Raw genomic sequence first — 20,854 nt, 5'->3', positions numbered from 1 at the left:
CGTACGCTCCAATTCGGCTGGGCGGCGCGCTGTATGAGCCGTGAGCTGGGCGAAACACCGCCATCGTCTCGACGCCAACCATCGGCCTAAACCTTTTCCGCCGACAGGCGTTGTTCGTTCCAGACGGACCGACAAACACCGTTCGGAGAGGTTTCAACCGATGTATTTCATGGCACTGGCCACCGATTATGATGGCACGCTGGCGCATGATGGCCTGGTCGCGGCCAGCACGATCTCGGCGCTGGAGAAGCTGAAGAAGTCCGGGCGCAAGCTGATCCTGGTCACCGGACGGGAACTGCCCGACCTCAAGGAGGTGTTTCCCGAACTTTCCCTGTTCGACAAGGTGGTCGCCGAAAACGGCGCGCTGGTCTACACGCCGGCCAGCGAGGAAGAGCGTACGATCGCCCCCTCGCCTTCCGCGGATCTTGTCGACATGCTCAAAAAGCGCGGCGTGAAGCCGCTGTCCGTCGGCCGCTCGATCGTCGCCACCTGGGAGCCGCACCAAGCCACCGTGCTCGACGTCATCAAGCAGCTTGGGCTGGAGCTGGAGATCATCTTCAACAAGGGCGCGGTTATGATCCTGCCTTCCGGCATCAACAAGGCGACCGGGTTGGCGGCAGCGCTCGACGACCTGAAGCTGTCGCCGCACAATGTCGTGGCCGTCGGCGACGCCGAAAACGACCACGCCTTCCTCAGGGCTTCGGGCTGCAGCGTCGCGGTGGCCAACGCGCTGCCCGCCGTCAAGGAAACCGCCGACCTCGTCACCAAGGAAGCGCGCGGCAAGGGCGTCGAGGAGCTGATCCGCAGGCTGGTCAAGCATGATCATCTGCTGGCTAAGAAACGCTTGCGCGGCGTGCTGCTCGGGACCTCACGCGGGAAGGACATTTACTTGTCGCCGATGGAAACAGTGCTGATCGCCGGCAGCTCGGGCATCGGCAAATCGACCTTGGCCACAGCGCTCACCGAGCGGCTGGTCGAAAAGGGTTTGCAATTCTGCATTTTCGACCCCGAGGGCGACTATGACGGACTGAAAGGCGCGGTGCCGCTCGGCAACGGCTCGACTGCGCCGAACAAGGAACAGTTGCTGGAATTGATCGAGAAACCGCAAACCAATATCGTGGTCAACGGCCTGGCGCTGAAGGTCGATGAGAGGCCCGATTTCTTCGCTGAATTGCTGCCCGGCCTCGGCAATGTCCGCTATCGCACGGCAAGGCCGCACTGGCTGATCATCGACGAGGCGCATCATTTGATGCCCAAGCGACGCGGGGATACGCGATCCGTGCTTTCGATCGAGCTGCCCGGCACGGTGCTGATCACTGTCCATCCGGAAGCGATCTCGACCGATGCGCTCGGCCTGGTGACGGCGGTGATTGCGCTTGGGCCCAAGGCGAAGGGCGTGATCAAGACCTTCTGCAAGGAGACGGGGCTCCAGGCTCCAAAGAGCATTCCGTTGCCCAAGGGCGACCGGGTGCTGTTCTGGCGGCCGCACGACGGCAAGAAGCCGTTCACGGTGAAGGCGGTCGAGCCGGACCAGTCGCTGAAGCGCCACAGCCGCAAATATGCCGAGGGCGAGCTCGACGAGGCAGGCAGCTTCTACTTCACCGGTCCGAAGAAGGCGATGAACCTCAGGGCCCACAATCTCATCATCTTCGCGCAGATGGCGGAAGGCATCGACGACAAGACATGGGAATACCATCTGCGCGCCGGCGACTATTCCAAATGGTTCCGCCAACAGATCAGGGACAAGGACCTCGCCCGAGAAACGGCTGAGGCGGAGAAGAACAAGGCATTATCGGCCGACGAGAGCCGCAAGCTGGTGATCGACGCCGTGCGGAGGCGCTACACGGCGCCTGCTACGGCTGCGGAGACGTAGAGCAGGTTCGCCAGCCTGAACCGGCCGAGCTCTCAGCTCGCCTCGCGCATCGCTTCGGCAGCCTGCAGATCGACCGAGACCAGCTGGCTGACGCCCTGCTCGGCCATGGTGACGCCGAACAGCCGGTCCATGCGCGCCATGGTGATGGGGTTGTGGGTGATGATGACGAAGCGCGTCTCGGTGGTCTTCGACATCTCGTCCATCAAATTGCAGAAGCGCTCGACATTGTGATCGTCGAGCGGCGCGTCGACCTCGTCGAGCACGCAGATCGGCGCGGGGTTGGTGAGGAACACCGCGAAGATCAGCGACATCGCGGTCAGCGCCTGCTCGCCGCCGGAAAGCAGCGTCATAGTCTGCGGCTTCTTGCCGGGCGGGCGGGCGAGGATTTCCAGCCCCGCCTCCAGCGGATCCTCCGACTCGATCAACTGCAGCTCGGCCGTGCCGCCGCCGAAGAGATGCGAGAAGAGCCGCTGGAAATGGCCGTTGACCACCTCGAAGGCCGACAGCAGCCGCTCGCGGCCCTCGCGGTTGAGGCTCTGGATTGCCTGGCGCAGCTTGCGGATCGCCTCGATGATGTCCTCGCGCTCGGAAACGATGGTTTCCAGCCTGTCGGACAGTTCCTTCTGCTCCTCCTCGGCGCGCAGGTTCACGGCGCCGAGCCGCTCGCGCTCGATCTTCAGCCGGTCGAGCTGGCGTTCGATCTCGGCCATGTCGGGCATCGGATCGTCGGCTTCGAGGCCGGTATGCTTGATGACCAGATGTGGCGGCGTGTTCAGCGCCTCCTGGATGCGCGCCTCGACCTCGGCGCGGCGTTCATCCGCCGCGGTCAGCCGCTCCTCGGCGCGAACGCGGGTTTCGCGCGATTCGGCGAGCGACTGGATGGCAGCGGTGGCCGCCTTGTCGAGCTCCGCCTGCTTGTTTTCCGCCTCCTGCAGGCGGTCGCCGGCAGCCTTGCGCAGCGCCTCGGCCTCGGAAAGCTGCGTCAGCAGGGCACGGCGCTTGGCGTCGATCTCGTCGGGCGCATCGGCCAGCCGCTCGCGCTCGGCTTCGGCTTCTGCCTTGCGCTCGCCAAGGGCGGCGATCTGCGTCGAGGCATTTTCGGCGCGCTCCACCCAGTTTTTGCGCTCGGCACCGATGGCGTCCAACCGGCGAATGCGCGCCTCGGCCTCGCGCCGCAGCCCTTCATGCACGGCGCGTGCATCGGCAAGCGTGGCGCGGTCGCGCGAGACGTTGGCGGAAGCCTGTTCGAGTTGAAGCTGCAGATCGCCGAGATCGGGCGCGTCCTTCAGCATCTCCTCGGCTTCGAGGAAGGAGGCCTGCGTCTCCTCGTGGCTGTCAACGATGCGAGCGCGTGCCTCTTCTAGCGCGGCGCGCCGGCTCAACAGCTCGCCGCCAGCCTTCTCGGCCTCGGCCAGCGCGTTACGCGCGGCATCCAGCGCATGCTGGGCATCGCGGCCGGCCTGGCGAGCATTGCGCTCGGCCTCACTTGCCAGGCGCATCGCCTGCTCGGCGCGAGCCAGCGCTTCCTCGGCCTCGCGCACGACGCGCGTCGCCTGCACGGCTTCGGCGTCGAGCTCGGCCAGACGGTTCTTCTGCGCCAGCCGCAGCGCGGCGGCGGTCGGGGCGTCGGCGCTTGCGGTGAGGCCGTCCCAGCGCCAGAGCGCGCCGTCGCGGCTGACCAGCCGCTGGCCGGGCGCCAACAATGCTTGAAGACGGCGGCCGTCGGCGGCATCGACGATGCCGACCTGCGCCAGGCGGCGCGCAAGCTGCGCCGGCGCGCGCACGACGCTGGCCAAGCTCTTCACGCCTTCGGGCAATGACGCATCGCCGGGCTGCACCGCGCTTTCGCCCCAATGCACCGGGGCGCTGCGGTCGAGCGGGACGTCGAGGTCCTCGCCCAAGGCCGCGCCCAGCGCCGTCTCATAGCCGCGCTCGACGCTGATCTGCTCTAGCACCGAAGGGAAAAGATCGCCGCCGCTGGTGGCGTTGAGGATCTTTGCCAGCGTGCGCGCCTCGGTCTCGATGCGCGCCAGTTCCGCCCTTGCATCCTGCAGCGGCGGGCGGGCGGCGTTTTCGGCGGCGCGCGCCTCGGCGACGGCCTGCTCGGCGGAAATGGCGCCGGCCTCGCTCTCTTCCAGCCGAGCCAGCGCGTCCTCGACCAGCAGCCGCTTTTCGGCCGGATCGGGCAGGCCGGAAATCCGCGCGACGATATCGGAAAGCTCGCGATCGACGTCGGCGAGCTGGCGCGCGAAGCGGTCGCGGCGCTCGGCGGTCTCGCGCAAGCTACGCTCGATCTGGTGGCGCGAGGCAGCCGCCTCGGCGCGCTCGGCGGTCAGCGCGGCAAGTTTTGCCTCGCTTTGCGAGAGCGTCGCGCCGGCCTGCTCGAAGGCGGCGCGCGTGGTCGCCTCGCGCTCGGCAGCACCTGCATTTTCCGAGTTGAGCTCGGCTTCCTCGGTGCGCAGGCGCTCGAGGATGTCGGCATTGTCGCGCACCATCCGCTCCTCGCGGGCGATGTCGGCGTCGAGCTGCTGCAGCCGGCGTTCGAGCTCGGTCTGGCGCGCACGGATGCGGCCGGCCTCTTCCTCGATCTGGGTCTTGGCGATCGACAGGCGCTGGAAGGCGGCGGCGGCGGCGGCTTCGGCGTCGCGCAGATCGGGCAGCCGGTGCGCGGCGATGCCCTGCTCCCTGGCCGCCGCCATCTGGGCGGCGGCGCGGTCGCCGACCAGCGTGGTGGCGACGGCAAGCGCTGAACGCGCCTCGCCTTCCTGCGCCTTGGCCAGCGTCCAGCGCAGATGCAAGAGCGTTGCCTCGGCCTTGCGGATATCGGCCGACAAGTTCTTGAAGCGCGAGGCCTGGCGCGCCTGGCGCTTCAGGCTCTCGATCTGGCCTTCCAGCTCGCCGACGACGTCGTCCAGCCGCTCGAGATTCTGCTCGGCACCCTTCAGTCTGAGCTCGGCTTCATGACGGCGCGTGTGCAGGCCGGAAATGCCTGCCGCCTCTTCGAGCAGCGCGCGACGGGCCTGGGGCTTGGCCTGGATCAGCTCGCCGATGCGGCCCTGCCCGACCATCGAGGGCGAGCGCGCGCCGGTCGATTGGTCGGCGAACAGAAGCTGCACGTCCTTGGCGCGCGCTTCCTTGCCGTTGATGCGGTAGAGCGAGCCCGCCTCGCGCTCGATGCGGCGCGACACCTGCAGCTCATCGGCATCGTTGAAGGCGGCGGGTGCCGTGCGGTCGGTGTTGTCGAGGAAAAGCGTGACTTCGGCGGTGTTGCGCGCAGGCCGCGCACCCGAGCCCGAGAAGATCACGTCGTCCATGCCGGACGCGCGCATGTTCTTGTAGGAGCTTTCGCCCATTACCCAGCGCAGCGCTTCGACGAGGTTCGACTTGCCGCAGCCGTTCGGCCCGACAATGCCGGTCAGCCCGCGTTCGATGACGAACTCGCCGGGCTCGACGAAGGATTTGAAACCAAGGAGGCGAAGGCGCGAAAACTTCATTCGCGCCGCCCAACACTACAGGGGTGCGCGCCGAAGCCGGACCGCTTCGGCGCGGCCTGGATGTCAGAGCAGAGGGTCGATGATGGCCGACATTTCCTCAATCGACATCGCCCCTTTGTAGGTCTTTCCGTTGATGAAGAAGGTCGGCGTCGAGTCGACCTTGAACTCGTCCGCTCCGCGTTTCTGGACTGCTCTCACATCGTCCAGAAGCTTCTGGTCCGTCAAGCAGGACTCAAAGGACTCCTGTGTAAAACCGGCGAGCTTCGAGATCTGCAGCAGCGCTTCCTTGGTGTTGCTGACGCCAACCCAGCTCGGCTGCTGCTTGAACAGCACGTCGACCATGGCGAAGTAATTGTCCTTCGAGCAGCGCGCCAGCATGAAGCCGGCCTCCGCGCTCGGGTCGAATGGGAATTCGCGCAGGATGTAACGGACCTTGCCGGTGTCGATGTATTTCGACTTCAACTGAGGGAAGGTGGTGTCGTTGAAATGCGCGCAATGCGGGCAGGTCATCGATGCGTATTCGACGATTGTGACCTTGGCGTCGTCCTTGCCGAGCTGCTTGTCGGGCAGCGCGCCGGGCTTCAGCAGCTCCGCCATGTCGACGGTGCCCTGCGCCTCGGGCACCTGGGCCGCCGCAGGCGTCGCGGCCGGCTTGGCAGGCGTCGACGGGTTGGCCGGCTTCACATCGGCGGCCTTGGCCTCCTCGCCGGAGTCGCTGCATGCTGCAAGCAGCGCCACCGCAGGAACAGCAGCCAGCGTGGTCAGAAGGTTTCTGCGAGACAAGCTATTGCCAAACGGGCTTTTGCCAAACGGGGCACGGTTCATGCGAATCACCTGATATCGGTTGGATTTTGCAATGCAAGGGCTAGAAAAGGCGAGAGTTGGCGCGAATTAAGGCATCGCGATCCCCAATCCAATCGGGAAACTTGATCACAAGCATCACGAATGCGCGAGATCGGTAACGCATTCATGACGCTTCTTACGACCCTTTGGGCTTCCTTTCACCCATAATTGTGGCGCCGAGCCGCTCCAGCGAAGCGCGCAGGCCGTCGTCCTCGATCTTGCCGACCATGCGCGAAAGCTTCGATTTTTCGGCCTCGCTCAAAGGCCGCGGCGCCGGCTTTGGGCGCGCCTTTTGCGAAAGCACCGGTTTTTGCAGAATCTTGATGCGGCCGACCGCGTTGAAACCCAGGAAGGCGTTGACGCGGTTGATCACCTCGCCGGCCTCGTGCTGCAGATGCAGCGCGGCCATGCCCTCGCAGGCGATGATCAACGTCGCCGGCTCGAACGGATCGTCTTCGTGCAGGCGGCGCGGCCACTGGATCTTCTCCGGCCGCGAATGGCTGGCGAGCCGAGGCCCGGCGATTTCTTCCCAGGACTGCACCAGCCCGATCGAGATGCCGGCGCGCTTCTTCAGCACCGGATCGAGGATCTCGGTCGCGAGATCGCTGACCGGAACGGGATTGCCGAAGGGCCTTTTCCCTGCCATGTGCGTTCTCCAGTCCCCAGTTCATCCGATCAATGGCACCACTAAACCAGACCCGCAAGGCATCACAGCAGGCCGCATCCGGCGACGCGGGATCCGGAGATACCAGCAAAGCTGGATCCCGGGATATCGGGGCCTGCCTGCTTGCCTGGTATGATGCGCATCATCGCGACTTGCCCTGGCGCGTGACGCCCGGCGCGTTTGCGCGCGGCGAAAGGCCCGACCCCTATCGCATCTGGTTGTCCGAGGTGATGCTGCAACAGACCACGGTCGAGGCGGTAAAAGCCTATTTCCGCAAGTTCGTCGAGAAATGGCCGACGGTCGAGGCGCTGGCGGCGGCGCCCGCCGAGGACGTGATGAAGGCCTGGGCCGGGCTCGGCTATTACTCAAGAGCGCGCAACCTGAAGGCCTGCGCCGACCTCGTGGCGCTGCGAGGCGGCCGCTTTCCCGACACCGAGGCGGGCCTGCGCGAATTGCCCGGCATTGGTGCCTACACAGCGGCGGCGATCGCGGCGATCGCCTTCGACCGGCCGGCGGCAGTCGTTGACGGCAATGTCGAGCGGGTCGTGGCCCGGCTCTATTCGATCGAGACGCCGCTTAGCGAAGCCAAACCGCAAATCCGCGCCCTGGTGGAAAAGCTGGTCCCGCAAACGCGGCCCGGCGATTTCGCCCAGGCGATGATGGATCTCGGTGCGACGATCTGCACGCCGAAGCGGCCGCGCTGCATGCTGTGCCCGGTGCGCGAGGATTGCAGCGCCATTCTCAGCGGCGATCCGGAACGCTTTCCGGTCCGCCTGCCGAAAGACGACAAGCCGCTGCGCAAGGGTGCCGCCTTCGTCGCCGAGCGCGCCGACGGCGCCATCCTCTTGCGCAAGCGGCCCGACAAAGGCCTGCTCGGCGGCATGACGGAGGTGCCGACCACCGCCTGGACCGCCAGGGTGGATGGCGCGACGACGGCGGATGCCGCACCTTTTGCCGCCGATTGGCGGCGCGCCGGGCAGATCGGCCATGTCTTCACCCATTTCGCTCTCGAGCTCGAAATCTTCCATGCCCACGTCAAGCGCGATGCGCCGGCGGGGCATTTCTGGTCGCTGGCCCATGAAATTTCGGGGGAAGCGCTGCCCACCGTCATGAAAAAGGTAATCGAGACGGCCATACCGGGCGCGACCAAAAAGCAGCACCCGCATTGAAAGGACCGCAATGACCGAAATCCGCCATATTGTCTTCGACATCGGCAAGGTGCTTATCCATTATGATCCGGACATTCCGTTCAGCCGCCTGATCCCCGATGCCGAGGAGCGGCGGTGGTTCTTCGACAATGTCTGCACAAGCGCCTGGAACATCGAGCAGGACCGTGGCCGGACCTGGGAAGAAGCCGAGTCGTTGCTGATCGCCGAGCATCCCGCCCATGCCGAGAACATCCGCAACTTCCGCCGCCACTGGCACGATATGGTGCCGCATGCCTATGACGACAGCGTCGCGCTGCTCGAGGGCCTGATCGATGACGGCCGCGACGTGACCCTGCTCACCAACTGGGCGTCGGACACATTCCGCGAGGCTCGCGCCCGTTTTCCGTTCCTTGAAAAGCCGCGCGGCATCACGGTCTCCGGCGACATCGGCCTGATCAAGCCGGACCGCGCCATCTACGACCATCACGTCGCTTCGTTCGGGCTCGATCCGGCGGCTTCGCTATTCATCGACGACAGCCAGAAGAATGTCGACGGCGCCAAGGCCGCCGGCTGGCAGGCGGTGCTGTTCACCGACGCCGAGACGCTTAAAGCAGACCTTGAGCGGCTGGGGATTGCTGCCTGATCTGAATCGCTTGCGGCGATCCGTTGATGTTTTGGTTCAGCTTCAGGCGAATCAGCCCCCTGCCCGCTCCATGCCGAGGCGGGCGATGCGGCGCAGCTCGTCGATCGGGGTCAAGCCGCCGCTGCGCTCATAGTGCCAGAAGGTCCAGCCATTGCAGGCATCCAGCCCCTGCACCTCGGCGCCGATCTTGTGGATGGAGCCGGCGCTGTCGCCGATGGCCAGCGTGCCGTCGGCGCGCACTTTGGCCGCCCAGCGCTTCTTGGCGTCGTAGAGCGTGGCGCCCGGGGCCACCAGGCCATTGTCGAGCAGGCTGATGAAGGCGACGCGCGGTTCGGCGCGCTTGCCGGACAGCACGGTGAGATCGGCGCTTTCCAGGGGCCGTACCGCGGCGATGCGCTCATTGGCGGCATCGATATAGGCTTGCTCGCGCTCGATGCCGACAAAGTGGCGGCCCAGGCGCTTGGCGACGGCGCCGGTGGTGCCGGAACCGAAGAAGGGATCGACCACGACGTCGCCCGGCTTGGTCGAGGCCATCATGATGCGGGCAAGCAAGGCCTCCGGCTTCTGCGTCGGATGCAGCTTGTTGCCATTCTCGTCCTTGAGCCGCTCGCCGCCGGTGCAGATCGGGAACAGCCAGTCGGAGCGCATCTGCAGGTCGTCGTTCGAGGCCTTCAGCGCTTCGTAGTTGAAAGTATAGCCCTTGGCCTTCTGGTCTCGCGAGGCCCAGATCATCGTCTCATGCGCGTTCTGGAAGCGCCGGCCACGGAAATTCGGCATCGGGTTGGTCTTGCGCCAGACGATGTCGTTCAGGATCCAGAAGCCGAGATCCTGCATGCGGGCGCCGACGCGGAAGATGTTGTGATAGGAGCCGATGACCCAGATGGTGCCGCTGGGCTTCAGCACGCGGCGCGCCGCGAGCAGCCAGGCACGGGTAAAGGCGTCATAAGCCTCGAAACTCTCGAATTGATCCCAGTCGTCGTCGACGGCGTCGACCTTGGACTGGTCGGGCCGGTGCAGGTCGCCGTCGAGCTGCAGATTATAGGGCGGGTCGGCGAAGATGACGTCGATCGACTTTTCCGGCAGCCGGTCGAGGGCGGCGACGCAATCGCCCTTCAGGATGGTATCCAGCCATTCGGACTGTTGGGGAGCGTGGGAAAGCTCGTCGAGAAGACGCATGGCAGACATCAAAACACCCAAAGCACGCGTTACGGTTTACTGACTGTTATGGTTACCGATCAGCGTAAACATTCAGTGAAGGCTGCAGACGCTTGCTCGGTTTGCGAAGAGCGGCCTGTTGGTGTATGCCGCACCGCTTGGGCCAGCCATGCCACGCTCCCCTTCTCAACGTCCGGATTGCCATGCCCCAGCCAGACCTTGTCATCTTCGATTGCGACGGCGTGCTCGTCGATTCCGAAATCATCGCCGCGCGCGTCGATGCCGAGCTTCTGACGTCGGCAGGATTCGAGATTTCGGCCGAGGAGCTTGCCGAGACCTATGCCGGCCTGACCTTCAAGGACATCATGTTGCGGGTCGAGGAGAAGTCGCGGATCCCATTCCAGGCCTCGCTGATCGACCGTGAGGAGGAGCTCGTCGACCGCAAGCTGCGCGCAGACGTGCGCATCATCGACGGCGCTCGCGAGGCGGTGGCGGCCGTAACCGCGCCACGCGCCGTCTGCTCCAATTCACGCACTGAGCGGGTCGAATTCATGCTGGAGAAGGTGCGGCTGCTGCCGTTCTTCGCCGGCCGCATCTTTTCGGGCCTCGATATTCCCAGCAAGAAGACCAAGCCGGCGCCGGACGTGTTTCTCTACGCCGCCGAAAAGCTCGGCGCCAACCCGAAGAACACTTTCGTGATCGAGGATTCCGTGCACGGCATCGCCGGCGCCAGGGCCGCCGGCATGCGCGTCATCGGCTTCACCGGCGCCGGGCACAGCTATCCGGGCCATGCCGATGCGCTGACCGAGGCCGGCGCCGAAACGGTCATCCGGCGCTGGGCGGAGCTCAACAGCACGATCGCGGCGCTGTCGGAGTGGTCCGAGGACGCCTAGAATTCAAGGGACCCGGCTAGGAGCGCGTCGTCAGCGTCGTCAGCTGGTCGGTGTCGTAGCGGTTTCGCAGATCGGCGAGCGCTTTCGGATCCGGCGCACCATGCGCCGTGAGTTCGGCAAGCTCTTCGAAATAATGTTCGTGACCGGGCGGAGAGACGGTCATCAGCACGCGCGCCGGCTTCTCGCTGACATTCGTGATGTTGTGCGGTATTCCCGGCGGGATGAACAGAAAGGTGCCGGGCGTTGCCCGGACCGTCCTGTCTCCGACATGCCATTCACACTCGCCCTCGAGCAGGTAAAAGGTCTCCTCCTGCACCCGGTGAACATGCCGCCCGGTGGCGAATTCCGGCGGGATCGTCCAGTCGAACATGCTCGTATGCCTGGTATTTTCATCGGTAACGAGGAAAGCCATTGGATGGCCACGCAACATGACGCCCTTCTTCTCGTCGGGCATGCGGATGACGGCATCAGCGCTCATTTGATCCTCCTCTGACAGGGCGCTTGTTTGCGGCAAGCGTTCGCGCAACATCGGCTGCTCACACCGGAAAGTCGTGAATCCGTTGCCAAAAATTTGCTAAAAGACTCGAATGACAGCCAGGGGCGACGCCTACCAGTTCGGCCCGTTCCGCCTCGATCCTGAGGTGGGCATTCTCTTTTACGGGGCCGAGCCGACCATGCTCGGGCGGCGCGCCGTGGCGCTGCTGCGGCTGCTGATCCAGAATGCGGGCCAACCCGTATCGAAGGACGCGCTGATCGACGCCGGCTGGGGCGGATCGGCGGTTGCCGATAACAATCTGACGGTTCAGATTGCAGCCTTGCGCCGGACTCTGGCCGACGCAGCGAATGTCGCGAGTTGGATCGAGACTTTGCCGCGCCGCGGCTATCGCTATGTCGGACCGGCCGTCGCCACCAATGTTCCCGACACCTCGGCCACCACCCGCACCGCGTCGGCACCGAGCTTGCCTGAGAAGCCCTCGATCGCGGTCCTGCCGTTCTCGAATTTGAGCGGCGACCCGCAGCAGGAGTATTTTGCCGATGGGATGGTGGACGACATCATCACAGGCCTAGCGCGCATCAAATGGCTGTTCGTCATCGCGCGAAACTCGACCTTCAGCTACAAGGGTCGCGCCATCGACGTGAAGCAGGTCGGCCGCGAGCTTGGCGTTCGTTATGTCCTCGAAGGCAGCGTGCGCAAGGCCGGCGGCAGCGTTCGTGTTACCGCGCAGATGATCGATGCATCGACCGGCGCTCATGTCTGGGCCGAGCGCTACGATCGCAGCTCCGAAGACATCTTCGCGCTCCAAGACGAGATCGCACTGGCAGCAGTAGGAGCGATTGCGCCAAGCGTGCGGAAAGCCGAAATCGAACGAGTCAGGCGCAAGCGCCCCGACAGTCTAGATGCCTACGATCTCGTGCTGCAGGCCCAGCCAGACGTGGATTCAGGCATGCCGGATCAGGTGACCAGGGCGCTGGTGCTGCTCGAGCGTGCGCTCGCGCTCGAACCGGCCTATGCGCTGGCGCATGGCAATGCCGCGATGTGCCATCATTGCCTGTTCCTTCGCGCCGGCCTGCAGGAGATCAACCGTGCGTCTTCGATCCGCCACGCGCGGTCGGCCATTGTCCACGGGCAGGATGATGCGCTCGCCCTCACATGGGCGGGCTTTTCCATCGGAATGGATGCGCATGATCGCGCCGGCGCATTCGCGGCATTGGAAGCTGCGCTTGCCATCAGCCCGTCATCGGCGCTGACCTACATCCTCGGCAGCGTCATGCTCGGATGGAGCGGTGAAGCAGAGCGCGCAATAGAGTGGAGCGAGCAGGGAATGCGGTTGAGCCCGTTCGATTCCTGGGCCTGGGCCGCATTTGACGCGCAGGCGATGAGCTATTTGCTGCGCGGCCGTTACGAAGAGGCTTGCCGTGCTGCCTACAAGTCCGTCCAAGCCAATCCGGCGCACAGCATCACCTATGTGCAATTGGCCGCCGCGCTGGCCAAGCTTGGCCGATTGGACGAAGCGAGGGCGGCCGCTGCCCGCGTGATCGAGCTTCAGCCTGGCTTTCGCTACGGCCGCCAGTTTGCAGGCGTGAATTGCGCGCCCGCGCTCGCGCAGGCTCTTGGCAGCGCATTACGGGCAGCCGGATTACCTGAATAGACGACGAACACGTCTGTTTCGTTTGGCCAGCGAGACGCCGTCGTTGTTTCCTGCCCTTGCTCAGTTGGTCGCCGGAGCGCGCTTCTTCCTCTTGCCTTTCGCCTTGTCCGCCGAGGCGACCGGCGTGTTCTCGTCATAGCCGGCATAGGCCTGGTAGTCGCGCGCGGTCGGCTCCGGCACCACGACATTGCTGTCGACGAAGACGAATTGGGTAGCGGCCGATGGGTCGGTAACCTGCACCTGATACGGATGCAGCTGCGAATAAAGCACCTCGTCGCCATGCTGAACTGCGATGCGGATCGGCATGGTGACGGTGCCGGGCGCGAACATCGGCCCCGGCACGATCTTGCCGGCGACGGCTATCTTCATCGACATCTGGCCGTTGGCATGGGTGCAATCGCGCGTCACGTCGGTGATCGACGCCTGGTAGATAATCTTCGACGGATCGTGAGCGGGATCGATCGGCTGGCCGTTGGGTCCGGTCTGTGCGGCCGCGGCGGCTGCCTCGGCCTCGGCGTCGGCCGCGGCGTCAACCTTCTTTTTCTTGGGCTTCGCCGTCGTGCCCTTGGCATAGGTGTTGAAATAGGCAGTGCCGTCGCGCAGCGTCACCTTCGGACAATAGGCTCGCAGCTGGCTGGCAAGGATCTTGGGATCCTGCGGCGGCGGCGGCGCGACAGGATCCTTCTTGGTCAGACCAAAGCTAAGAATACCATTGTCGCTCGATTGGCAGCCGGCGGCGGCAAGCATAAAGCCGGTGAGCGCCAGACCCGCGACAAAACGACGGTTGACCGAATAAAACGCCATGAAACTGCACTTCCCTCTCACAAAGCCGGTGACGTATAGCAACCGCGCGGCAAAAATGCGACTGAGCGGGCTCGGAAAATTAACCAATTGCCGTGGATGACGCGACCGGCAGCAACAGGCCTTTGACGATGCAATATGTGAGTACCCGCGGGGATGCGCCCGCGCTTGGATTTTCCGACGCTGTGCTGGCTGGCCTGGCGCGCGACGGCGGGCTCTACGTGCCGCGCGAGTGGCCACAGTTTTCGGCCGCCGACATCCGCGCCATGCGTGGCCTTGCCTATCCGGACCTTGCCATCCGCGTGCTGACGCCGTTCCTCGGCGGCGAGATCGCGGCGCCCGTCTTCGAGCGGCTGGTGCGCGAGGCCTATGCGACTTTCCGGCATGAGGCCGTCTGCCCGCTGGTGCAGACCGGGAAAAACACCTTCATCCTCGAGCTGTTCCACGGCCCGACGCTGGCCTTCAAGGACGTGGCGATGCAGTTGCTGGCGCGGCTGATGGATCATGTGCTTTCGGAACGGGGCAAACGCGCCACCATCGTCGGCGCGACCTCGGGCGACACCGGGGGTGCCGCGATCGATGCGTTCGCCGGCCGCGACCGCACCGACATCTTCATCCTGTTCCCGCACGGCAAGGTATCGCCGGTGCAGCAGCGCCAGATGACGACGTCGAGCGCGGCAAACGTCCATGCGCTGTCGGTCGAAGGCAATTTCGACGACTGCCAGGGCCTGGTTAAGGACATGTTCAACGACCACGCCTTTCGCGACAGGGTGTCGCTGTCGGGTGTGAATTCGATCAACTGGGCCCGCATCATGGCCCAGATCGTCTATTACTTCTCGTCGGCCCTGTCGCTCGGCGCGCCCGACAGGCCGGTCTCCTTCACCGTGCCGACGGGCAATTTCGGCGATATTTTCGCAGGCTACGCCGCCAAGCGCATGGGCCTGCCGATCGAGCGGCTGATTATCGCCACCAACGACAACGACATCCTGGCGCGCACGCTGGCAAGCGGCGAATACCGCACCAAGGGCGTGTTCGCCACGACCTCGCCGTCGATGGACATCCAGGTGTCGTCTAATTTCGAGCGGCTGCTGTTCGAGGCCGCAGGCCGCAATGCCGAGACGGTGCGGCGCTATATGAACGGCCTGAAGCAGTCGGGCGCCTTCACCATCGAGGAGGGCGAGCTCAAGCGCATCCGCGCCGAATTCGACGCCGGCCGCGCTAGCGTCGACGAGGTCGCCGCCACCATCCGCGCGACGCTCGAGGCGAGCAACTACCTGCTCGATCCGCATACGGCCGCAGCCGTCCGTGTCGCCGCCACCCAGGACTCCGGCGCGGTGCCCATGGTGGTGCTCGGCACCGCGCATCCGGCGAAATTCCCGGCGGCGGTCGAGGCCGCAAGCGGCATCACCCCTGCCCTGCCCGCATGGCTAGGCGGCTTGATGACAGCCGACGAAAAATACACGATACTTCCATCCGACTTGAAAATGGTGGAAGATTACGTGGACCGCCACTCGCGGGCGGCGCGTTAGGGAGTACTTGCCATATGGGTGTTGAGGTAAGCCGTCTGTCGAACGGCCTGACAGTCGCCACCGAAACCCTTCCAAGCATCGAATCGGTTGCCCTTGGTGTCTGGGTCAAGTCAGGCGCCCGCAACGAGCGCGACGAAGAGCATGGCATGGCTCATCTGCTCGAGCACATGGCGTTCAAAGGCACGAAGCGCCGCAGCGCCTTCGAGATCGCCTCGGAAATCGAGAATGTCGGCGGCGAGATCAACGCCGCCACCAGCGTCGAGACGACCTCCTACTACGCCAGGGTGCTTTCCGACGACGTGCCGCTGGCGGTCGACATCCTGGCCGACATCCTGCAGGAATCCGAATTCGACCCCGACGAGCTGGAGCGCGAGCAGCATGTGATCCTGCAGGAGATCGGCGCCGCGCATGACACGCCCGACGACATCGTCTTCGACCGCTTCACCGAAACGGCTTTCCGTCATCAGACCATCGGCCGCTCGATCCTCGGCACGCCGGAGACGGTCAAATCCTTCACCTCCAAACAGCTGCACAGCTTCATCGAGCGCCAATATGACGCGGAGCGGATGGTCGTCGTGGCCGCCGGAGACGTCAAGCACGACAATTTCGTGCGCGAGGTCGAGAAGCGGCTTGGCGGCTTCCGCGCCAAGGCGGCGGGCAATATCCCGCAATATGCGCAATATGTCGGCGGCGACTTCCGCGAGGACCGCGACCTGATGGATGCGCAGATCGTGCTCGGCTTCGAGGGCCGCGCCTACCATGTGCGCGATTTCTATGCCTCGCAGGTGCTGTCGATGATCCTGGGCGGCGGCATGTCGTCGCGGCTGTTCCAGGAGGTGCGCGAGAAGCGTGGCCTCTGCTACTCGGTCTATGCCTTCCACTGGGGTTTTTCCGACACCGGCATCTTCGGCGTGCATGCCGCCACCGGGCAGAGCGACATCGCCAAGCTGGTGCCGGTGATCATCGGTGAATTGCAGAAGGCGGGCGAGAGCATCCAGCAGGACGAGCTCGACCGGGCGCGGGCGCAATATCGCGCCGGCCTGATCATGTCGGCTGAAAGCCCAGCGAGCCGCGCCTCGCAGATTGCCCGGCAACTGCTGTTGTTCGGGCGGCCGATTGCCAAAGAGGAATTGATGGAGCGGCTTTCGGCGCTGACCGTCGAGCGGCTGACCGATCTCTCCTCGCGGCTGTTCTCGACCAAGCCGACGCTTACCGCGGTCGGTCCCGTGGGCACGCTGGCGCCCTACGAGGCGATCCTCGAATCGCTTGCGGGCCCGCAGACGACGGCCCGCCGGCTCGCCGTCTGATCTTCGACCAAAACCGTGTTCGCGCTCCCTTTCTTTCGCCGCGACCTGCCGGCACTGAAGGGCGACAAGGTCACGCTGCGCGTGCCCTTGACCAACGATTACCGCGAATGGTCGGCGGTGCGCGGCGAAAGCCGCGCCTTCCTCGAACCTTGGGAACCGCGCTGGCAGCCGGACGAGCTCGACCGCAATGCCTGGCGCCTGCGCATCAGCCGCTACCGCGAGGATTATGCCCAAGGCACGGCCATCGCCTTCTTCATCTTCGAAAAACCGAGCGGCAAGCTCGCCGGCGGCATCACGCTCGGCAACATCCGCCACGGCGTCGCGCAGAGCGGCCATATCGGCTACTGGATTGGTGAACGCTTCGGCGGCCGCGGCATGATGACCGAGGCGGTCAAGCTGGTGTCGCGCTTCGCCTTCGATACGCTGCGGTTGCACCGGATCGAAGCTGCCTGTATTCCCGAAAATGCCCGGTCGATCCGTGTGCTTGAAAAAGCCGGATTCCGGCGCGAAGGACTTCTGCGATCCTATCTCAGGATCAACGGCATCTGGCAGGATCACTACCTCTACGCCCGGATCGCGGACGATCCGCCGGGCGATGGAACGAAGGGCTGATTGTGACGAATTTTCCGCGATTAGCGTCGCTATTCGCCCTCATCATGACGGTCGTCGTCACGCTTTTTTCGGCCATGCCGGCTTTTGCCGTCGAGCCGATCAAGATCGCTCGCGACGACAAGGCGCTGGACCTATCGCGCGCCGTGGAAATCTACCGGAACCAGGGTGAGAATTTCCAGGTCTCGACGGCGCCCGGCCCCGACGGCATCGTGCGGCGCATCGAAGTGGAAGCCAATGATGCTCGCTCGAGCGGCGACTGGGCCGTCTTCGCGCTCGCCAACACCACCGACCAGCAGCTCGACCGGCTGATCGTCGCGCCGCATTTCCGGCTGGTGAATTCCGGCATCTTCTGGCCGGATCTCGGCTCCACGCGCATCGCCGCCATCACGCCCAGCGAGGGCTTCGCGCTCGACCGCCAGACAAGCCCCGACGCCGACGTGTTCCGGGTGACGCTGAACCCCGGAACGGTGGTGACCTTCATCGCCGAGCTCGCCTCGCCGAAACTGCCGCAGGTCTATCTCTGGGAGCCGGATTCCTACAAGGACTCGGTCAACTCCTACACGCTGTTTCGCGGCATCGTCATCGGCATTTCGGGGCTTCTTGCGCTGTTCCTGACGATCCTGTTCGTGGTCAAGGGAACCTCGATGTTCCCGGCGACCGCGGCGCTCGCCTGGGCGGTACTGGCCTATATCTGCGTCGACTTCGGCTTCCTCAACAAGATCATCGAGATATCGCCCGGCAACGAGCAGATCTGGCGGGCCGGCACGGAGGTGGCCTTGGCCGGAACCTTCGTGGTGTTCCTGTTCGCCTATCTCAACCTCAACCGGTGGCATGGTCATTTCAGCTACGGCGCGCTGGTTTGGATCCTCGGGCTGCTGTTGATCGCGGGGGTCGCCATCGTCGATCCGGCGGTCGCCGCCGGCGTTGCCCGCATCTCGTTCGCCGCCACCGCGCTCACGGGTCTCGGCCTGATCATCTTCCTCGGCATCCGCGGCTATGACCGCGCGATCATGCTGGTGCCGAGCTGGGTGATGGTGTTGCTATGGCTATGCGGATCGTGGATGGCGATCACCGGCATGCTGGACAACGACATCGCCCAGCCGGCGCTGGGCGGCGGGCTGATCCTGATCATCCTCTTGATCGGCTTCACGGTCATGCAGCACGCCTTTGCCGGCGGCGCGCTGCATCAGGGCCTGTTCTCCGACCTGGAGCGGCAGGCGCTCGCCGTCGCCGGCTCGGGCGACATCGTCTGGGATTGGGACGTGCTGCGCGACCGCGTGGTGACCAAGCCCGACATCAGCCTGCAGCTCGGCCTTGCGCCCAACAGCCTTGGGGGTGCGGCCCGCAACTGGCTGCCGGTGCTGCATGCCGACGACCGCGACACGTTCCGCACCACGCTCGACGTGGTGCTGGAGCATAGGCGCGGCAAGGTAGCGCAGAACTTCCGCCTGCGCGGCGCCGACGGCCATTACCACTGGTTCTCGCTGCGCGCCCGCCCGGTGATCGGCTCCGACGGCGAGGTGATCCGCTGCGTCGGCACCATGATCGACGTCACCGAGCAGAAGAAATCCGAGGAAAGGCTGCTGCACGACGCCGTGCATGACAATTTGACCGGCCTGCCGAACCGCGAATTGTTCATGAACCGGCTGGAAGCGATCATCTCGATCGCCCGCACCGAGGAGAAGGTGCGCCCGACGGTCTTCATCATCGACATCGATCGCTTCAAGCAGGTCAATGACGGCCTTGGCATCTCCGCCGGCGACACCATTCTGCTCACTGTCGCGCGCCGGCTGCACCGGCTGCTCAAGCCGAAGGATTCGCTGTCGCGCTTTGCCGGCGACCAGTTCGCGCTGATGCTGCTTTCGGAACAGGACCCGGCCCGCATCGCTGCCATGGCGGACGCCATCAAGCACGCGATCAACAATCCGATCACCTTCGCCAAGCGAGAAATCGTGCTCACCGCATCGATCGGCCTGATCACCTGGACGACGGCGCAGACTTCGGCCGAGGACATGGTCAAGGACGCCGAGCTTGCCATGCACCAGGCCAAGCGTTTCGGCGGCGACAGGATCGAGCCCTTCCGTCCCGCCTTCCGCACCGTCGGCACCGACCGGCTGCAGTTCGAATCCGACCTTCGCCGCGCTATCGAGCGGCGCGAGTTCACGCTTGCCTACCAGCCGATCGTGCGGCTGGAGGATGGCAGCGTCGCCGGCTTCGAGGCGCTGCTGCGCTGGGACCATCCGCGCCGCGGCATGATCCCGCCGGGGGACTTCATTCCGGTCGCCGAGAATTGCGGGCTGATCGTGCAGCTCGGCCTGTTCGCCATGCAGCAGGCGGCCGAGGACCTCGCGACCTGGCAGAAGCAGATCGGCGACGCGCCGCTGTCGGTGTCGGTCAACCTGTCCAGCCGCCAGCTCATCCGCCGCGACCTGGTCAGCGACGTCCGCTCGGTCATAGCGCGCGCCAATCTGAAACCGCGCTGCTTCCGGCTGGAGCTCACCGAGTCCCTGGTGATGGACAATCCCGAGCAGACCGCGCATGTGCTGACCAAGCTGAAGCAGCTCGGCATCGGATTGTCGCTCGACGATTTCGGCACCGGCTATTCCTCGCTCTCCTACCTGACGCGCTTCCCCTTCGACACCATCAAGATCGACAAGAGCTTCGTCGACGACGCCACGCCGAAGCGTGCCGTGCTGCTCAAATCGATGGTCAACATGGCGCATGAGCTGGGGCTTTCGGTCGTGGCGGAAGGCATTTCGGATGAAAGCGACGCGCTGGAGCTGCGCCAGATGGGCTGCGAATATGTGCAGAGCTTCATGTTCGGCGCGCCGATGCCCGGCGACCAGGTGCTGAAGACGCTGAGGGAGCAGTATCCGCTGACCCAGGCTTAGGTGGGCGCGCTTGATGCGGCCGGTCGTTCCAATCGAGTAGCGAGACACTCTGCGATTGGCCGTTACGTCCATCACATCGTCATTCTCGGGCTTGACCCGAGAATCCATTCCGTGACGTTAACGCATTGAAAAGCGTTGCAGAGTTCTGCACCGCTGCACTCTATGCTCGATGTAACGGCATGGATCCTAGGGTCTGCGCGCGTTCGCTTCGCTCCTTGCTCCGCCCTAGGATGACGAACGTGCTAAGCGTGTCCGGCGGCGGCGCTCAGATGGGCGAGGTCGATGCCGATCGAGGCAAGGATACGGTCGTATTTGCGCTCGATATCGGTGTCGAAGAGAAGCTCCGGCGTCGCCGGACAGGTGAGCCAGCCATTCTCGGAGATCTCCGTTTCGAGCTGGCCGGCGCCCCAGCCGGAATAGCCGAGCGCCATGAGGGCATGGCGCGGGCCGCGGCCGGTCGAGATGGCGCGCAGAATATCGACGGTTGCCGTCAGACAGATATCGTCGGAGACGTTGAGCGAGGATTCCACGCGATAGTCGCCCGAATGCAGCACGAAGCCGCGGCTGCGGTCGACGGGCCCGCCGTTGCGCACGACGAAATCGCGCGTATGCGCCGGCAGGCGGATCGCTTCCTGCTCGTTCATGATGCCGAGTTGCACAAGCAGGTCCGGAAACAGCATCTGCTGCGTCTGATTGATGATCAGGCCCATCGCGCCCTCGTCGCTATGGGCGCAGATGTAGATGACGGAGCGCGCGAAACGGTCGTCCTTCATGCCGGGCATGGCAATCAGGAACTGATCGTCGAGGAAACCGCGTCCGGCGGCCGACTTCTTGTGGCGCAGCAAGTCCAT

At 64.7% G+C, this 20,854-nt stretch carries 16 protein-coding genes; 9 read left to right on the top strand and 7 right to left on the bottom strand.

Annotation, left to right across the window (positions count from 1 at the left end; all coding sequences use genetic code 11):
• Positions 1 to 160 precede the first annotated feature (160 nt).
• On the top strand, positions 161 to 1,873 hold the full coding sequence (locus LB538_RS05540) for an HAD family hydrolase (protein WP_224526327.1): 1,713 nt from the start codon (positions 161 to 163) through the stop codon (positions 1,871 to 1,873).
• A gap of 32 nt (positions 1,874 to 1,905) precedes the next feature.
• Here LB538_RS05540 and smc read toward each other — a convergent pair whose 3' ends face one another.
• From smc to LB538_RS05525, 3 genes are all read right to left on the bottom strand, one after another.
• Positions 1,906 to 5,367 (bottom strand): chromosome segregation protein SMC, encoded by a 3,462-nt coding sequence (gene smc, locus LB538_RS05535; RefSeq protein ID WP_224526329.1) that lies wholly within the window; start codon positions 5,365 to 5,367, stop codon positions 1,906 to 1,908.
• A gap of 63 nt (positions 5,368 to 5,430) precedes the next feature.
• Positions 5,431 to 6,192 carry a DsbA family protein gene (locus LB538_RS05530; protein WP_224526331.1) on the bottom strand — a complete coding sequence of 254 codons (762 nt, stop codon included), beginning with the start codon at positions 6,190 to 6,192 and terminating at the stop codon, positions 5,431 to 5,433.
• Positions 6,193 to 6,346: 154 nt separating this feature from the next.
• Positions 6,347 to 6,856 carry a DUF721 domain-containing protein gene (locus LB538_RS05525; RefSeq protein ID WP_224526333.1) on the bottom strand — a complete coding sequence of 170 codons (510 nt, stop codon included), beginning with the start codon at positions 6,854 to 6,856 and terminating at the stop codon, positions 6,347 to 6,349.
• 32 nt (positions 6,857 to 6,888) lie between these two features.
• Between LB538_RS05525 and mutY the strand changes: the two genes are divergently transcribed.
• Positions 6,889 to 8,043 carry an A/G-specific adenine glycosylase gene (mutY, locus tag LB538_RS05520; RefSeq protein WP_224526335.1) on the top strand — a complete coding sequence of 385 codons (1,155 nt, stop codon included), beginning with the start codon at positions 6,889 to 6,891 and terminating at the stop codon, positions 8,041 to 8,043.
• 10 nt (positions 8,044 to 8,053) lie between these two features.
• Positions 8,054 to 8,665 carry an HAD family hydrolase gene (locus tag LB538_RS05515; RefSeq protein WP_224526337.1) on the top strand — a complete coding sequence of 204 codons (612 nt, stop codon included), beginning with the start codon at positions 8,054 to 8,056 and terminating at the stop codon, positions 8,663 to 8,665.
• Positions 8,666 to 8,716: 51 nt separating this feature from the next.
• On the opposite strand, the gene LB538_RS05510 is transcribed toward LB538_RS05515, so the two are convergent.
• Positions 8,717 to 9,850: a site-specific DNA-methyltransferase gene (locus tag LB538_RS05510; protein WP_224526339.1), complete on the bottom strand. Its 1,134-nt coding sequence runs from the start codon at positions 9,848 to 9,850 to the stop codon at positions 8,717 to 8,719.
• Between the two features lie 173 nt (positions 9,851 to 10,023).
• Between LB538_RS05510 and LB538_RS05505 the strand changes: the two genes are divergently transcribed.
• Positions 10,024 to 10,713 carry an HAD family hydrolase gene (locus tag LB538_RS05505; RefSeq protein WP_224526341.1) on the top strand — a complete coding sequence of 230 codons (690 nt, stop codon included), beginning with the start codon at positions 10,024 to 10,026 and terminating at the stop codon, positions 10,711 to 10,713.
• Between the two features lie 16 nt (positions 10,714 to 10,729).
• On the opposite strand, the gene LB538_RS05500 is transcribed toward LB538_RS05505, so the two are convergent.
• Complete coding sequence (locus LB538_RS05500) at positions 10,730 to 11,191, bottom strand: cupin domain-containing protein (protein WP_224526343.1); 462 nt, start codon at positions 11,189 to 11,191, stop codon at positions 10,730 to 10,732.
• Between the two features lie 109 nt (positions 11,192 to 11,300).
• On the opposite strand from LB538_RS05500, the gene LB538_RS05495 reads away from it, so the two are divergent.
• Positions 11,301 to 12,863, top strand: coding sequence for a winged helix-turn-helix domain-containing tetratricopeptide repeat protein (locus tag LB538_RS05495; protein ID WP_224526345.1), 1,563 nt, complete (start codon positions 11,301 to 11,303; stop codon positions 12,861 to 12,863).
• Positions 12,864 to 12,923: 60 nt separating this feature from the next.
• On the opposite strand, the gene LB538_RS05490 is transcribed toward LB538_RS05495, so the two are convergent.
• On the bottom strand, positions 12,924 to 13,667 hold the full coding sequence (locus LB538_RS05490) for a hypothetical protein (protein ID WP_224526347.1): 744 nt from the start codon (positions 13,665 to 13,667) through the stop codon (positions 12,924 to 12,926).
• A gap of 128 nt (positions 13,668 to 13,795) precedes the next feature.
• On the opposite strand from LB538_RS05490, the gene thrC reads away from it, so the two are divergent.
• Genes thrC through LB538_RS05470 form a run of 4 tightly spaced genes read left to right on the top strand, consistent with a single transcriptional unit; the run spans position 13,796 to position 20,003 of the window.
• Positions 13,796 to 15,193, top strand: coding sequence for a threonine synthase (gene thrC, locus LB538_RS05485; RefSeq protein ID WP_224526349.1), 1,398 nt, complete (start codon positions 13,796 to 13,798; stop codon positions 15,191 to 15,193).
• A gap of 14 nt (positions 15,194 to 15,207) precedes the next feature.
• The gene (locus tag LB538_RS05480) at positions 15,208 to 16,500 is read left to right on the top strand and encodes a M16 family metallopeptidase (protein WP_095766779.1); all 1,293 of its coding nucleotides are present in this window, start codon (positions 15,208 to 15,210) and stop codon (positions 16,498 to 16,500) included.
• A 15-nt stretch (positions 16,501 to 16,515) separates the two neighbouring features.
• Entirely contained in the window at positions 16,516 to 17,112 is a 597-nt protein-coding gene (locus tag LB538_RS05475) for a GNAT family N-acetyltransferase (protein WP_224526351.1), read from the top strand.
• Between the two features lie 2 nt (positions 17,113 to 17,114).
• Positions 17,115 to 20,003 (top strand): EAL domain-containing protein, encoded by a 2,889-nt coding sequence (locus tag LB538_RS05470; protein WP_176476983.1) that lies wholly within the window; start codon positions 17,115 to 17,117, stop codon positions 20,001 to 20,003.
• A 242-nt stretch (positions 20,004 to 20,245) separates the two neighbouring features.
• On the opposite strand, the gene LB538_RS05465 is transcribed toward LB538_RS05470, so the two are convergent.
• On the bottom strand, positions 20,246 to 20,854 hold the full coding sequence (locus LB538_RS05465; RefSeq protein WP_095767156.1) for a YqgE/AlgH family protein: 609 nt from the start codon (positions 20,852 to 20,854) through the stop codon (positions 20,246 to 20,248).

Source organism: Mesorhizobium sp. Ca11, from assembly GCF_020165275.1.
GTDB lineage: Bacteria > Pseudomonadota > Alphaproteobacteria > Rhizobiales > Rhizobiaceae > Mesorhizobium.
Note: the sequence above shows the minus strand (reverse complement) of the source record. Positions and strands in the feature narration are given on the sequence as shown.

Excerpts from the sequence above, each read along its gene's own strand:
- LB538_RS05465 (WP_095767156.1), bottom strand. The coding sequence starts at position 20,854 with ATGGACTTGCTGCGCCACAAGAAGTCGGCCGCCGGACGCGGTTTCCTC.
- LB538_RS05490 (WP_224526347.1), bottom strand. The coding sequence starts at position 13,667 with ATGGCGTTTTATTCGGTCAACCGTCGTTTTGTCGCGGGTCTGGCGCTC.
- LB538_RS05500 (WP_224526343.1), bottom strand. The coding sequence starts at position 11,191 with ATGAGCGCTGATGCCGTCATCCGCATGCCCGACGAGAAGAAGGGCGTC.
- thrC (WP_224526349.1), top strand. The coding sequence starts at position 13,796 with ATGCAATATGTGAGTACCCGCGGGGATGCGCCCGCGCTTGGATTTTCC.
- smc (WP_224526329.1), bottom strand. The coding sequence starts at position 5,367 with ATGAAGTTTTCGCGCCTTCGCCTCCTTGGTTTCAAATCCTTCGTCGAG.
- LB538_RS05525 (WP_224526333.1), bottom strand. The coding sequence starts at position 6,856 with ATGGCAGGGAAAAGGCCCTTCGGCAATCCCGTTCCGGTCAGCGATCTC.
- LB538_RS05505 (WP_224526341.1), top strand. The coding sequence starts at position 10,024 with ATGCCCCAGCCAGACCTTGTCATCTTCGATTGCGACGGCGTGCTCGTC.
- LB538_RS05530 (WP_224526331.1), bottom strand. The coding sequence starts at position 6,192 with ATGAACCGTGCCCCGTTTGGCAAAAGCCCGTTTGGCAATAGCTTGTCT.
- mutY (WP_224526335.1), top strand. The coding sequence starts at position 6,889 with ATGGCACCACTAAACCAGACCCGCAAGGCATCACAGCAGGCCGCATCC.
- LB538_RS05540 (WP_224526327.1), top strand. The coding sequence starts at position 161 with ATGTATTTCATGGCACTGGCCACCGATTATGATGGCACGCTGGCGCAT.
- LB538_RS05510 (WP_224526339.1), bottom strand. The coding sequence starts at position 9,850 with ATGTCTGCCATGCGTCTTCTCGACGAGCTTTCCCACGCTCCCCAACAG.
- LB538_RS05495 (WP_224526345.1), top strand. The coding sequence starts at position 11,301 with ATGACAGCCAGGGGCGACGCCTACCAGTTCGGCCCGTTCCGCCTCGAT.
- LB538_RS05480 (WP_095766779.1), top strand. The coding sequence starts at position 15,208 with ATGGGTGTTGAGGTAAGCCGTCTGTCGAACGGCCTGACAGTCGCCACC.
- LB538_RS05515 (WP_224526337.1), top strand. The coding sequence starts at position 8,054 with ATGACCGAAATCCGCCATATTGTCTTCGACATCGGCAAGGTGCTTATC.